General features: G+C 45.8%; 13 protein-coding genes. 10 read left to right on the top strand and 3 right to left on the bottom strand.

From position 1 onward, the window contains the following. The first annotated feature begins 7 nt into the window (after positions 1-7). From ENLAB_RS04780 to ENLAB_RS04765, 4 genes are all read left to right on the top strand, one after another. Positions 8-859: a transporter substrate-binding domain-containing protein gene (locus tag ENLAB_RS04780; RefSeq protein ID WP_244352873.1), complete on the top strand. Its 852-nt coding sequence runs from the start codon at positions 8-10 to the stop codon at positions 857-859. Continuing rightward, entirely contained in the window at positions 859-1539 is a 681-nt protein-coding gene (locus ENLAB_RS04775; protein ID WP_244352871.1) for an amino acid ABC transporter permease, read from the top strand. The genes ENLAB_RS04780 and ENLAB_RS04775 overlap by 1 nt, the downstream gene beginning before the upstream one ends. Positions 1540-1816: 277 nt before the next feature. Next, entirely contained in the window at positions 1817-2455 is a 639-nt protein-coding gene (locus ENLAB_RS04770) for a GyrI-like domain-containing protein (protein WP_081117521.1), read from the top strand. Further along, positions 2452-3396, top strand: a complete 945-nt coding sequence (locus ENLAB_RS04765; RefSeq protein ID WP_086291887.1) for an ROK family protein — start codon at positions 2452-2454, stop codon at positions 3394-3396. The genes ENLAB_RS04770 and ENLAB_RS04765 overlap by 4 nt, the downstream gene beginning before the upstream one ends. A gap of 47 nt (positions 3397-3443) precedes the next feature. Here ENLAB_RS04765 and ENLAB_RS04760 read toward each other — a convergent pair whose 3' ends face one another. Together ENLAB_RS04760 and ENLAB_RS04755 are read right to left on the bottom strand one after the other, a co-directional pair. Next, complete coding sequence (locus ENLAB_RS04760) at positions 3444-4643, bottom strand: AI-2E family transporter (protein WP_244352870.1); 1200 nt, start codon at positions 4641-4643, stop codon at positions 3444-3446. A 202-nt stretch (positions 4644-4845) separates the two neighbouring features. Next, positions 4846-5214: a PaaI family thioesterase gene (locus tag ENLAB_RS04755; RefSeq protein WP_244352869.1), complete on the bottom strand. Its 369-nt coding sequence runs from the start codon at positions 5212-5214 to the stop codon at positions 4846-4848. Between the two features lie 188 nt (positions 5215-5402). Here ENLAB_RS04755 and menB point away from each other — a divergent pair, with 188 nt between their 5' ends. Genes menB through menC form a run of 6 tightly spaced genes read left to right on the top strand, consistent with a single transcriptional unit; the run spans position 5403 to position 12743 of the window. Further along, complete coding sequence (gene menB / locus ENLAB_RS04750; RefSeq protein WP_010749830.1) at positions 5403-6218, top strand: 1,4-dihydroxy-2-naphthoyl-CoA synthase; 816 nt, start codon at positions 5403-5405, stop codon at positions 6216-6218. Continuing rightward, positions 6218-7717: an o-succinylbenzoate--CoA ligase gene (menE, locus tag ENLAB_RS04745; protein ID WP_244352868.1), complete on the top strand. Its 1500-nt coding sequence runs from the start codon at positions 6218-6220 to the stop codon at positions 7715-7717. The genes menB and menE overlap by 1 nt, the downstream gene beginning before the upstream one ends. Continuing rightward, positions 7695-9059 (top strand): isochorismate synthase, encoded by a 1365-nt coding sequence (locus ENLAB_RS04740; RefSeq protein ID WP_096741570.1) that lies wholly within the window; start codon positions 7695-7697, stop codon positions 9057-9059. Before menE ends, ENLAB_RS04740 begins: the two co-directional genes overlap by 23 nt. Beyond that, entirely contained in the window at positions 9052-10764 is a 1713-nt protein-coding gene (gene menD, locus ENLAB_RS04735; RefSeq protein WP_244352867.1) for a 2-succinyl-5-enolpyruvyl-6-hydroxy-3-cyclohexene-1-carboxylic-acid synthase, read from the top strand. Before ENLAB_RS04740 ends, menD begins: the two co-directional genes overlap by 8 nt. After that, the gene (gene menH, locus ENLAB_RS04730) at positions 10761-11600 is read left to right on the top strand and encodes a 2-succinyl-6-hydroxy-2,4-cyclohexadiene-1-carboxylate synthase (protein WP_244352866.1); all 840 of its coding nucleotides are present in this window, start codon (positions 10761-10763) and stop codon (positions 11598-11600) included. The genes menD and menH overlap by 4 nt, the downstream gene beginning before the upstream one ends. 15 nt (positions 11601-11615) lie before the next feature. Next, on the top strand, positions 11616-12743 hold the full coding sequence (gene menC, locus ENLAB_RS04725; protein WP_081117514.1) for an o-succinylbenzoate synthase: 1128 nt from the start codon (positions 11616-11618) through the stop codon (positions 12741-12743). Between the two features lie 73 nt (positions 12744-12816). On the opposite strand, the gene ENLAB_RS04720 is transcribed toward menC, so the two are convergent. Further along, the gene (locus ENLAB_RS04720; protein WP_244352865.1) at positions 12817-14355 is read right to left on the bottom strand and encodes an AMP-binding protein; all 1539 of its coding nucleotides are present in this window, start codon (positions 14353-14355) and stop codon (positions 12817-12819) included. Positions 14356-14509 lie beyond the last annotated feature (154 nt).

Here is a 14509-nt window from a genome sequence, read left to right as displayed (position 1 = left end):
GGATATTATGAAACAAGTTAGAAAAGGGAAAATCGTTGCAATGGTTGGCTTTTTCGGTTTATTTGCGGGAGTCTTGTTAAGTGCCTGCAGCAAACCAACGGAAGAAGACACCAGTTTAAGCAAGGTGGAAGAAGCCAAAACATTGGTTGTTGCTACTTCGGGAACCTTGTATCCATCGTCTTACTATAACGATGAAAATGAATTAGTGGGCTATGATGTCGATGTGGCAAAAGAAGTCGCCAAACGATTAGGCGTAGAGATCACATTTAAAGAGTACAATGTCGATGGACAAGTTTCTTCTTTAACACGTGGAGAAGCCGATTTTGCTGCCAACGATTTTGGTTTGACAGATGAACGGGCGGAAAAATTCAGTCTCTCAACGCCTATTAAATACTCGTTCGATAGTATGATCGTGCGTAAAAGTGATGACTCTGGGATTGCTTCTTTAGAAGATTTGGATGGCAAAAAAGCTGCTGGTGAACCGAATACCAGCTACATGCGCTTAGCCGAATCCTATGGGGCAGAATTAGTGACTTACGACAACGCAACGAATGATCAGTATTTGACAGATGTTGCGAATGGTCGAACGGATGTGATCTTGAATGATTACTATTTGCAAAAAATGGCGGTTGCTGCTTTGCCAGATATCCCTGTTAAAATTTTAGAAGATGTCTACTTTAATCCGAATGAAACGGGCTTCTTATTTGTGAAAGATCATCAAGCATTGCAGGAAAAAGTGGATGCTGTTTTAGCAGAAATGAAAGAAGACGGCAGTTTAAAAGAACTTGCGGAAACGTATTTTCAAACCGATATTTCAGTAAAATCTGATCAAGCGATCCAAACGGTTGAAACAGACTAATGTATATTCCAACCCTTGATTTGCCGTTGATGTGGGAGTCATTGCCCTATTTGCTGTCGGGCTTGTCCTATACGGTCGGCATTGCTGTCGTTTCGTTTCTAGGAGGCAACGTATTAGGGATCATGCTCACCTTCTTAGGGATGCTGGAAAACCCCATCATTAGAGGGTTCGTGCGGGGCTACCTCTCCTTTCTAAGAGGCGTCCCAGCGTTGGTCTTGTTGTTCCTATTGTATTTTGGCTTGCCTTATCAATTGTCGGCGCTTAGTGCTGCGATCATCTGTTTTACATTGACCAGCAGCGCATTTATCGGAGAAATCTACCGAGGATCAATTGCGGGTGTGGATCGTGGGCAATTTGATGCTGCCTATGCGTTAGGGTTATCCTTTACGAAAACGATGCGTCTGATTATTTTACCGCAAGCCTTTCGTATTTCTGTACCGGCATTGAGTAATGTGGCAATGGATTTGTTGAAAGGGACGTCCTTGGCAGCAATGATCACGATTCCTGATATTTTTCAAAAAGCCAAGATCGTTGGCGGACGAACCTTTGATTACATGTCCATGTACGTGCTAGTTGCCGTTATCTATTGGCTGTTGTGCATTTTGATTGAAGCCGGGCAAAAGCGATTAGAACAACATTTTTCAAAACGCTTTGCCGCTAATGAGACCGTAAGACAATAAAAAAAGAGCCGAGGCTCGATCACTGCAGAAATCAATTTCTTCTGGAAATGTTTTCTGCAGTTTTTGTATTTGAAAAGATAAAAGAAAGGAGATTGTCATAATAAAACAATAAGCGAAAGCAAGGAAGATGTAGGGATTTCTGGAATGTCAAACTGGGTTCAGTATAAAAATGGTGCTACACCAATTATTTTCCTTCACTTAATCGGCCTATATTTCATTCGTTCGGCTCAAGTGATTCATGGTAAAATAAAGAAAAGCAAATCGAGGAGGGTCTTTTATGAAGTATGAATGGCGCAAACTAGAAAAAGAGCTCTATCTTCCCAAAAAACCAACAGTGATCGAGGTGCCAACGTATCAATTTATCAGTTTGAGCGGCAGCGGCAATCCGAATCGACCTGAATTTAGCGAAGAGATCGCCGCTTTATATACGATTTCTTATTCACTCAGGATGGGATTGAAAAAAGGGGCTTTTGGCAATGAACCCTTTGAATACACGGTCTTTCCTTTGGAAGGCGTATGGACCTCGCTGACAAAGCCAGACGGTGCCGTTAACAAAGAAGAATTGATCTACAAAATCATGATTCGCCAACCAGAGCCCGTTACGGAAACACTGTTTCAAGAACAGCTCTTGGCCGTCAAAGAGAAGAAAGACAATCCAAATCTAGAAAAGCTCATCTTTGAGCGCTATGAAGAAGGATTGTGCCTGCAAGCGATGCATACAGGCTCTTTTGACACTGAAGCGGAAACCTTTGCGCAAATGAAGGAGCTGTTAAAACAAGAACAGTTAGTGATCCGTCCAACGATGGACACGTTCCAGCATCGAGAAATCTATTTGTCTGATCCGCGAAAAGTCTCACCAGATAAAGCCAAAACCGTCCTGCGATGGGCAGTAGAAGCAGAGGGTGGGATTCAGTGAATAAAAACTATTTAAGCATCGACATCGGCGGCACGAAAATCAAATCGGCTGCCATTGATCGCTCGGGGAATATTCTGACGCGAGGACGGATGGATACGCCGAAAAATCTTACGGAATTTCTGACAGGGATTGAAACGATCGTTGAAGACGCTCAGGGGAGCATTCGGGGCATTGCTGTTAGTACTCCAGGAAAAGTCAACCCAGAGACCGGGACGATCTCGTTTGGCGGGGCATTGCCTTTTTTAGATGGAGTCTCCTTAAAACAGCTGCTGGCAAAGTACCAAGTGCCGCTTGCTGTGACCAACGATGGTAAGGCAGCCGCATTAGCTGAATGGTGGCTAGGAAACCTTAAAGGAATTCAAAACGGGGCTGCCATAACATTAGGTACTGGTTTGGGCGGTGGTGTAATCGTTGAGGGAAAACTGATCCAAGGTGCACATTTTCAAGCCGGGGAGTTAAGTTTTCTACTAAATGCCACTAAGAGAAGCGATGCTCCAGAAAACGCTGAGCAACCAGCTAATCAGGGATTGACCCTGCAGCAATTGGCAGGTTTTAGCGGTTCAGCGGTCGCCATGATTCGCCGCAGCGCCCAACTGCTAGGCTTAGCTGATTTTGCGGATGGTGAAGCAGTTTTTGACGCCATCAATCAGAGAGAGCCGCAGGTCTGGGCGCTGTTTACAGCGTATTGCCGAGAAATCGCGTGTGTCATACTCAATGTTCAAGCCGTGATTGACTTAGAGCGCTTCGTGATTGGCGGTGGCATCAGTGCCCAAGCGATCGTAGTGGAAGAAATCGACCGTCAGTATCAGCAACTGCTGGCTAGTTTACCGATTTTGCAGCAGACCTTGACGAAGCCGGAAATCCAAGCCTGCAAATTTCAAAATGACGCCAATTTATTAGGGGCGCTCTATCATTTCTTTTTGGAACATGAGCTGAAATAAAATAGACCAAAAAACTGCCGCGAACCAACGATTCGCGACAGTTTTTTTTAGGCTTTTTTCTTGGTGTCTTTGTCTTCGTCACCTAGGTAATCTTTGCTAGTGAAGGCACTGTGGAAGTATTTGCCCTCTTGACCGTAATAGCGGTTATAGCGCTGCTTGAATTTGCGGAACACGTAAACGACAAGAACTTTTAGCAGACAATAAATCGGGATTCCGAAAATCACCCCAACGATTCCCATCAAATCACCCATCACCAATAAAACAACCAGAATCGTAATAGGATGGATTTTCAATCGGTCACCCATCACACGGGGCACGACTAAATCGCCATGAAGCAGCTGTACAGCAAACCAAGCAATCAAAAACTTAACCAACATCCCGGTGGAGTCTTGTGTGGCAATGAAAAGCCCCGGGAAAAAGACGATAAAAGGTCCAATATAGGGGATGATGCAAAGCAGACCAGCGGCGATCGCCAGAATACTGGCATACTCTAAGCCAATCAATAGGAAAACGACCCAATAGATCGCCCCTAAAATCAAGGAAGAAATGATTTGTCCTTTCAAAAAGGCACCGACTTGTATGTCAGAGATCTTGACGATTTCATTAAAGTCTTTGCGAAAACGCGGTGGCACTAATGAGAGGACCGAAAAATAAAACTTGTTGGGGTTGCGCAATAAGAAAAAGGCAATGATCGGTCCAGTGAATAAAGCAATGAACAAGGTCGAAATCGTTGAAAACAAACTGCTGAGCCCAGCAGCACCAGTTTCCCAATAGTCCCCAATAAAACTCATGATGTTGTTGGTGATATTTTGCAATGTGTCTGTAATTTGTGCCATCTCATCTTGAAACGGGGTATTTTCTAAAAAGGCGGTCGCGTTTTTCTCAAAGTCACTGACCAAACTCGGTAAACTGTTGATCAGATCGGTGGTTTGCTGCTCCAAAATCGGGTAAAGCTGGAAACCAGCAAAGACGATCAATAAAAGAATCAAAAGATAGATCCCAGCAATCGAAACACTGCGGGGAATTTTTTTCGATTCCAATTTATCGACCACCGGGTTAAACAGATAGTAAAGGATCAGCCCAAATAAAAAGGGTGGGATAATAGCTGTAAGTATGGCTGAAAAGGGTGTAAATAAAAAAGAAATCTGATTTAGCAAAAAGACAGCAACTGCCGACAAGATAATCAGTCCTAAGACATAATAGCTTGTTTTGCCGCCTAAAAAGTGGATCAATCGGTTATTTTTCATAATAAACCTCGCTTTCTTAGCTACATTATAACGAAAGACCTCTATTCTGTAAAAAAACAACGTATCTTTCGAAAAAACACTGTCGCGCTTTTAGAATCCTTTTTACTGAAAGAAGCTCGTCCATAAGGAGTTGTCTGGTGAAACTCTTCTTATAAAGCAGGCCAAAAATGCTCCCGTGTTTACAACACAGGAGCGAAAAGAATTATTTGCGCACTGTTGTCAAGGTACAGCGACCAACGGCAGTTTTTAACCCGCTAGCTAACCAAATAGTGGCTTGCCAAGTTTGGATACGGGCGCCGATGCGATCAGGACTAGCTTCTACGATCAGGGTTCCTTCTTGGGCGGCGGCTAGATGGTTGACTTGTAGGTCAATGCCGGCGGCGAAGGCTTCTTCTTGAGCCAAAGCTTGATTGGCACCGATGCTGCAGGCAGTCTCGATCAAAACGCCGTTAATGCCACCGTGAACGAGACCAAAAGGCTGTTTGTGCTGTTCTCTGATGGGCATTCGTAAACGAACAAAATCGGCTGTTGCTGCTTCTACTTCGATTTCTAAAGCTTCTAGTAAGTTCATTTTTTGCTCCTTTTTCTAAGAAAGTTACCATGATTATAGCACGAGTTTTGGTAGAAATAGCCGAAGTTCTAAGAAAGACAGCAACAGGTGGAGAAGTCTTAAGAAATTCCCTTAAACAAAGCAATTTCTAACGAAAAGCGACTAGATATGTGTATAATAGAGCTATGTGAATTGAGGAGGAACAAGTAATGAGAGAATGGAAAACCTTAAAAGAGTACGATGAAATTTTATTTGAACAACATGGAAAAGTGGCGAAAATCACGATCAACCGCCCAGAAGTCCACAATGCGTTTACACCAAAAACGGTGTTTGAAATGATTGATGCGTTTTCAATCAGTCGCGATGAACCAGGCATCGGCGTGATTATTTTGACAGGCGCCGGCGACAAAGCCTTTTGTTCAGGCGGAGACCAAAAAGTCCGTGGTCACGGTGGCTATGTTGGGGAAGATCAGGTTCCTCGCTTAAACGTATTGGATCTGCAACGCTTGATCCGCACGTTGCCAAAACCGGTGATTGCCATGGTCAAAGGCTGGTCGATCGGCGGCGGGAATGTTTTACAATTGGTTTGTGATTTAACGATTGCCGCTGACAATGCTAAATTTGGTCAAACAGGACCAAATGTCGGTAGTTTTGATGGTGGCTATGGTTCGGGCTATCTTGCACGGACGATCGGACATAAAAAAGCCAAGGAAGTTTGGTTCATGACAAAACAATATACTGCCGAAGAAGCATTGGCGATGAACTGGATCAATACAGTCGTTCCTCTTGATCGAGTAGAAGATGAAACGATGGAATGGGCCGAAACGATGCTGCAAAAGAGCCCGTTGGCGTTACGTATGATCAAAGCATCAATGAATGCCGATACGGATGGATTAGCTGGCATTCAGCAATTAGCCGGCGATGCGACCTTATTGTATTACACGATGGATGAAGCCAAAGAAGGTCGTGACGCGTTTAAAGAAAAACGTCAACCAAACTTCGACCAATTCCCTAAATTCCCATAATGACTGGGAGTTGGCTGCAAAGGCAAGCACAACTTCATCCAGAACGACCAGCTTTTTATTGGTATGAAAAAAGCTGGTCGTTTGCTGCCTTGCAAAAAGAGGTTTATGCTTACGCTGCTTATTATCAAGCCCAGTTCGTTGATCAGCCAAACCGGGTAGCCCTTTTTAGCAATAACTCCCCTGAAATGGTTTTTACGATCCTTGCGTTGTGGGAGTTGGGGATCGAAGTCCAGCTGTTGAATACGCGATTGACAGCCGCTGAAATCACCTTCCAATTGCAAGATGCCCACTGCGACTGGCTGATCACGGCAGATCAAGCTGCAGTCCCAGGTGTTCGCAGCATGGCCTTTGGACAAGCGATGGAGCAGGCGAAGGCTCTTGCCAGTTCTTTTGATCCTTCGTTTGTTCCTAATAAAGCAATCTATCAAGCAGAACAGGTAGCTTCGATTATGTATACATCCGGTACGACTGGCAATCCAAAGGGTGTGCCGCAAACCTTTGGGAATCATCTGGCAAGTGCCGAAGCGACTCAAAAGAACTTAACGATCACTAGTGAGGATTGTTGGCTTTGTGCAGTTCCGCTGTACCATATCAGTGGATTATCAATTCTCTTGCGTTCACTGCGACTTGGAATGAGTGTTCGTTTGTATGAGCGCTTTGATGCTGTAGAAATGGCAAAAGATCTTGAAGCAGGAAAAGGGACGATCGTTTCTTTGGTGGCAAAAATGTTGATGGACTTGCTGCCATTGGTGCCCCAACATAGCTTTGATTCGTTGCGTTATGTACTGCTAGGCGGCGGGCCCATTGCCAAAAGTATATTGGAAAAATGCCAGCAAAAACAGCTTTCTGTGATCCAATCCTATGGGATGACAGAAACTTGTTCACAAGTGGTGGCATTGCCACCAGAAAAAGCTTCAGAAAAAATCGGCTCCTCAGGGGTTCCCCTGCAAAGTGTCCATTTACGAATTGCGGCTGATGCGAAAATGGCAGATCATCAGACTGTTGAAAGTACCCAGCCGATCGGAGAGATCCACCTGCAAGGACCTGCGATCACGACTCGTTACTTGAACGATCGCAGTCCACAGCAGTGGGACCAAGAGGGCTGGTTTGCCACAGGAGATCTAGGGTATCTTGATCAAGAGGGCTTTTTGTATGTAGTCAGTCGTGCAAGCGAACTGATCATATCTGGTGGAGAAAATATCTATCCCGCAGAAGTGGAGCAAGCCTTGTTGCAGCATCCAGCGGTCAAAGAGGCAGCTGTGGTGGGGGAACCAGACGAGGAGTGGGGACAATCTGTCGCGGCTTATTTAACGTTAAATGAGCCCGTCCGACTTCAAGCGTTGTTGGATACATTAGAAGGGCAGATCGCCCATTATAAATTTCCGCGCCGTTTTTATCACGTGCGAGAAATGCCGCGCACAGCAAGCGGCAAACTTTTAAAACGGCTATTGCTGAGTGAAGAAAGAGTGAACTACATTGAACAGCAAATCAACAAGTAATTATGAAGCAGCGATCGCTGCCGGGAAAACCTATTTGAGTGAGTATCAGCCTTTAGAAAGGTGTGACTTACTGGCTCTTTATGCAGCGGCACAAGAATATCAAGGGGAACGCTATTTCTGGCGTACTCCTGATGAAACGACTAGTATGGTAGGGTTGGGTTGGTTAGTCACTTTTTCGCAACCCAAACTTGCAGACTTTTCAGAAGTCCGCTCTCTCTTAAAGCAAGCCCATTATCAACCAGAGGCACCTTTTCAGGCGCAGCTGGTTGGGGGCTTTGCTTTTGATGAACAGGCAGAAGTCAGTCAGGATTGGGCTGAGCTAGGTGCCGGTCTCTTTGCGTTGCCAGAAATACTGGTCCGCAAAACTGGCGATCAGTGTGGCGTCGTTTATACAGTAGCCGCTTCTTCCGAGGAACAACGACAACAAAAAGTCGCTGCCTTACAGGAAAAAGTCGCAAGCTGGTTGAATGCCAACCCGGACAAGAGTCTTGTAGCAGAAACGCCTGCTTTTCAGGCACAAGAGGAACTAGAGGTGCCCCAATGGCTGCAAACGGTCGAAGAGACAGTGGCAGCCATTCGCTCGAATGAAACACCGTTGAAAAAAGTGGTTCTGGCCAGGAGAATGAAGATAGAAACGAAGCAGTCGATCATTAGTGCTGGGGTGTTGCAACGGTTGGCGCAACAGCAGCCGAATACCTATCTTTTTGCCATCGAACATGGGGGCCATGTTTTTGCTGGTGCGACGCCAGAACGCTTGCTAAAAGCGACTGTCGATCAATTTGAAACGGTAAGTATCGCAGGTTCCGCACCAAGAGGCCAAACAAAAGAAGAAGATGAGGCACTGGCACAAGCCCTCTTAGCGGACGCAAAAAATACCCATGAACATCAAGTAGTTGTCGATCGCTTAGAAACGGCATTGGCCACTTTGTTAGCTGACGGCTTTCAATCAGAAGCCCGCTCCGTCATCAAGAATCGTGACATTCAGCATTTGTTTGTTCCTTTAGCAGGGCAAAGAAAGGCAGGAGTCAATTTTCTGAGCGCCGTGCAAAAACTACACCCGACCCCAGCATTGGGGGGAGAACCGAAAGAAGCAGCCGTCTCATGGATTCGTACTCATGAACCAGCCAGCAGAGGGATGTACGGTGGACCGATCGGTTGGTTGGGTATTCAAGAAGATATTGGCGAGTTTGCTGTGGCGATCCGCTCAGGATTCTTTAGCGGCAATCAAGCAACGTTGTATGCGGGCTGTGGGATCGTTGCCGATTCAGATGCGGAATCTGAACGTCAAGAAACACGGTTAAAATTTCAACCGATGAGGAGAGGGATCTTAGGAGATGAATAATCAGACAGTCATGACAGACTATTTATTAGCGGCAATCCAGGGACTAAAAGCAGCGGGTGCGAAGCGAGCGGTTATTAGTCCCGGTTCACGCTCAACGCCATTGGCGCTACTATTGCATCGTGATCCTGAGATCACCTGTACGGTGGCTGTCGATGAACGTTCGGCTGCTTTTTTTGCTTTAGGGATGTCCAAAGTTGATCTCCAGCCAACAATCTTACTGTGTACTTCTGGAACTGCAGCAGCCAATTATTATCCAGCCGTTTGTGAAGCAGAAGCTACCAACTTGCCATTGATCGTCTTAACGGCTGATCGCCCGCCAGAACTGCGGGGCGTTGGGGCGCCACAAGCAATGGATCAACAGAATTTGTATGCCTCTCACGTCAAAAAGATGGTAGAGATGACGGTGCCAGAAAACGACCCAGCTTTGTTGCGTTATAGTTTTTGGCAAGCTGCAACTTGCACGATCGAAGCGCAAAAGCAGCCGAGAGGCCCTGTCCAAATCAACTTTCCATTACGGGAGCCGCTGTTGCCTGACTTTAGTCGCCAATGCAGTATACAGCAAGACGTGAGCTATCTGGCACCACAACAAGAGCTGTCAGCAGAGATGATCACCCAGCTAGCCCCTTACTTTGGTAAAAAAGGTATTCTGATTGCTGGAGAAAGCCTTACGATCGAAGAAGCGCAGCAGTTGCTGACTTTTTCAGAGAAATTAGGCTGGCCGATTGTCGGCGATCCATTGACCAATTTGGCGACAGCCGGTACCAAAGTAGGAACATTTATCAGCCAAGCCGATCTTGTTTTCCCGCAATTGACTTCTGCCTTCCAACCAGAAGTGGTCGTGCGTTTTGGTCGCTTACCAGTCACTAAAAATGTCCTATTATGGTTGAACAAAGCAGCGGATACGACGACGTGGCTCTTTGTTGATCCATCGGGACAGTGGCAAGACCAGTTGCATCGGGCAAACTATTTGATCGAAGCAGCGATCAGCACTTTCGTGGCGGCCATCACCCAGTTGCCGATCGTCAAAAATATGGCGTGGCAACAACAATGGCAAGCACTTCAAGCGCGGGCAGATCAGGTGATTGCTGCATGTCCGCAGTTGCAACAATGGGATGAGAGCAGCGCTGTGCGCATGCTCCAACAATGTTTGCCCGAAGATGCGCAGATCCTTTTGGCAAACAGCAATGCGATCCGTTTCTTTGATCGCTACGGCAGCAAAACTACCTCCACTTATCGAGTGTATGGAAATCGGGGCGTCAATGGGATCGACGGCCTTGTCTCGACCGTAGCTGGGATTGCTTCCGCCAGTCAAAAGCCTACCTACTTGTTGATTGGTGATTTAGCGTTGTACCATGATATGAACGGCCTACAACTACTGCGTCAGTATCAATTGCCCGTAACGATCATTCTACTGAATAATAACGGTGGTGGGATCTTTTCCTTTTTGTCACAAAACACCTTAGAACCAAGCGACTTTGTCCCACTCTTCGGCACGCCGTTAGATCTTGAGTTTCAAAAAGTGGCGGCCTTATATGAGGCAGATTGGCACACACCGACCTCTTTAATAGAGTTTCAAGCGATTTTAGCGGAAACAAGTCAACAGCCGCGCTTTCAAATAATCGAAGTGAAGGGTGAGCAAAAAGATCCGGTCAATACATGGCAAGCACTGCAACAGCAGTTTAGCGAGGCGGGAGCACAGCAATGAGGAACACGATAAATGGCGTCAGCTATTTTTATCAGTGGTTGCAGCCGTACCGACCAGCCTTACCAACCCTTGTGGCATTGCATGGCTTCACGGGTTCTTCGGAAAGTTTTCGACCGGTTTTTGCAGAGGAAGGTTCTTATAATGTATTGGCAGTCGACTTGATTGGACATGGACGGTCATCGATTTATGTCCATCCCATGCGTTATGAACTTCCTTTACTGGTAGAGGATCTTGCACAGCTTTTAGCGAAGCTAGGGATTGAACGTTATGGCCTTTATGGCTACTCGATGGGGGCACGAATCGCACTTTTTTGGGCGGTCATGGAACCAGCTGCAGTGACCCATCTATTGCTTGAGAGTGGTTCCCCCGGGTTAGCTGATCCAGCGGAACGACTCGCTCGTCAGCGACACGATCGTCGGTTAGCGTTGCGCTTACTAAGGGAGCCTCTGGTCGATTTTGTCGATTACTGGCAAGAACTGCCGTTGTTTGCTAGTCAAAAGGAGCTACCCTTAGTGCAGCAGGCTGCTGTAAGGCAAGGTCGCTTGCAGCAAAATAAATTTGGCTTGGCAGTAAGTTTGGTTTACGGTGGTACCGGCAAACAGCCAAGCTGTTGGTCGGCACTTCCGCAGCTAGCTTGTGAAATTCTTTATTTAGCGGGGGAAAAAGATGTAAAGTTTCGTAAAATCGCCCACCAAATGAAGCAGCTGCAACCAGAGATGACCATCAAAGTCGTTGCTAATGCTGGACATTGTATCCATTTAGAACAGCCGACACAGGTTCGTCATGAAATCGATCAATGGTTTGTAAAAGGATCGGGGCCACAGTCAGCTGATTGACAAGGAGAGAACGCAATGAAGATTGAGAAAATTGAACGCATCGCCTGTCGCTTGCCCCTCAAACAACCCTTTGTGACAAGTTACGGACAATTAACAGAAAAAGCCTTTGATCTTTATTTGGTGACTGCAGAGGATGGAACGGTTGGCATTGGTGAATTGGTCGCTTTTGAGCAGCCAGATTACATTGAAGAAACCCTCTTTTCTGCTCGACAAGTGATTGAAACAGCACTGATCCCATTATTGATTGACCAAGAGATCGAGCATCCGCAAGAAGTTTGGCAATTGTTTCAAACGGTCCAAGGAAACTACATGGCAAAATCGGCTTTGGAAACAGCAATTTGGGATCTATATGGCAAGCAAACGCATCAAAGTGTGAAAGAGCTGTATACCGCGACCCGACCGAGTGTCGCGGTTGGCGTTAGTATCGGCATACAAGACTCTGTCGAAAAACTAATGGCTCTTGTTGCCGCTTATGTCGCCCAAGGGTATCAACGAATCAAGTTAAAAATCAAGCCGGGGCAAGATATGGCACCCTTGCGAGCGATTCGACAAGCCTTTCCAGAATTGCTTTTGATGGCAGATGCGAACGGGGCCTATCAAAGTGAGCCTGAACGCATTTTGGCACTTGATGACTTAGGCTTGGTGATGATCGAGCAACCCCTTAAGGTACGAGATCTGGTGGGGCACAGTCAGCTACAGCGACAGATGAAGACGCCTCTATGTTTGGATGAAGATATTCGAACGGCAGAAGACGTCGATACAGTCGCAGCACTGGACAGCTGCCGTGCGATCAACCTGAAAATCCCTCGTGTTGGTGGGATCACCGAAGCCTTGCGGATCCTTGATCGATGTCAAACCCATGGACTACTTGTTTGGTTAGGCGGCATGTTTGAGTCTGGTGTGGGACGAGCCATGAATTTGCAATTTGCGAGTCAAGATATTTTCCATTTTCCCGGGGACCTTTCCGCTTCTGACCGTTACTTTTATGATGATGTCATTACACAGCCTGCAACTTTGCATAAAGGCAAGCTGCTGGTACCTGATGGAGAGGGCTTTGGTATCACATTAGCTGAAACAAAGCTAAGTCAATATGGGCAATCTAAAGAACGTATCTACTCAAGAAAACGGTCAGCGAAAGAATAACCGCAGTGAAAGAAAACACAGCGAAAGCAAAAGAAACGGCCAGCAGGGAAATCTGCTGGCCGTTTCTTTTGCTTTATTCTGCGTTTTTGAATTCTTTTTCAATTTGTAGTCGTTGAACTTTCATGGTTGCTGTTCGTGGGATATCTTCGTAGTCGCGTAAAATTGGTTGATTGAGGTGAGGGAGATCTTCCACCATTTTCCACCAAGCATCCCAATCCATTTCACGATTTGGCGCTAAAGCAATGATTGGTTGTGGTGAGTTTTCTTTGTCGCGAACAATCACAACTTCGGCAAGGAAGTCTAAATGATCTAGCAAAATGTCTTCCAAGGCAAGATTGCTTTCAATATTTTTGATCAAGTCCACTTGACGGTCTTTTAAGTAAAGATGGCCCTGATCATCCATCATGCCGTAGTCACCACTGTCCCACCAAGCGCCATAGACATTGTCAGCAAAACGCTGATCTTCTTTATAATAGGTCAACGCGCGTCCTTTTGAAAGGAAATGGATGTGCCCATCGGTATTTGCTGGCAGCTCGTTGCCCTCTGCATCGGCGATCCGTGCTCTCGTTAAGTCCTCGAGACCCACACCCATATCACGGGCATCGTTGGTAGCGATGCTTTCTAAGGTATGTGCTTTTAGGATCATTGGCCCGCATTCACTTTGACCATAGACTTGCAAAAAGATTGCTTCTTTTGTTGCTGAAGTATTTAAAAAAGTGGCCATTGTTTGGTTGTTGATGGCATCAAAGGTTGAATGGTAATAGCGAATATTGGCGAAAGCATCTGGTTGTTCTTTTGCCACAAAGCTCCATTGGACAAAATTGTTTGGATGAGTTTCCAAAGCGATTGGTGGGTATTCTTTTAGCATGCTTACGACATGAGCGCCGTTGGCATTGGCTAATGGCATCATCGGAAAGCCCATCGCCATCAAGGATGAGATGCCAATATTGAAGCGGGAGTGCACCGGTGAGATATGGAACGCAATTAAATCAGAGTCTGCTTTGGTGCGATCAATCTTGGTGAAGATCGTTTTTTGCCATTTTGTCCGCCAGCCCATGGAGTTTGCCGAATGACAAATCAATTTTGGAATACCCGTTGTTCCAGAAGTGTGGGTCATATAAGAAATTTGATCCACCGGTAACTCAGTTTGGGCCACTGGTTCCGCTGGTTGTTGCAGCAGATGACGAACAGCAATCTGTTTGTCAGTACTGCTATTTTTCACTTGTGCGACGCGGCCTTCGGTTTCTTCATCAAATAAGATGAATGGATCTTCTAAGCGATCCACAAACACTTCGATGGTTTCAGCAGGAAAATGATAGGAGATCATGGCAGGAACGGCACCAAGGTAAGAAGCAGCCGTTGCTAATAAATAGGTATCGAATTTTGAAGATTTGTAAAGAATGATTTTATCGCCGGCTTGCACGCCTAGTGCAGCAAGTTGGTACGCACGTTTTAAAATCATTTCATGGCTCGAACGGTAGGTACTACGATAGCCAAGTTCAGGAAATGCTGGCAGCACTTCATCGTGGATGATGGTTGTGTCAGGAAATGCCTCGGCAGCTTCGCGGTAATTGGTGTAAAGATTTAATGGACGATAGTCTAAAATGGTCAAATAGAACACTCCTTTAAAAGTTCGTGAAAAACTTCATTTGATTTCTCCATTTTAGCACAGGAATTTCTCGATACAATAGATTTTCAGTGTTTTTTATTTATTTCTAAAAAATCCTTCCCTCAAAGACTTTCGAAGAATGAATGACTGTGATGTG

Source organism: Enterococcus innesii (assembly GCF_022846515.1).
In the GTDB taxonomy this organism is placed as follows: Bacteria; Bacillota; Bacilli; order Lactobacillales; family Enterococcaceae; genus Enterococcus_D; species Enterococcus_D innesii.
This window is presented reverse-complemented; position numbering and strand designations above follow the sequence as displayed.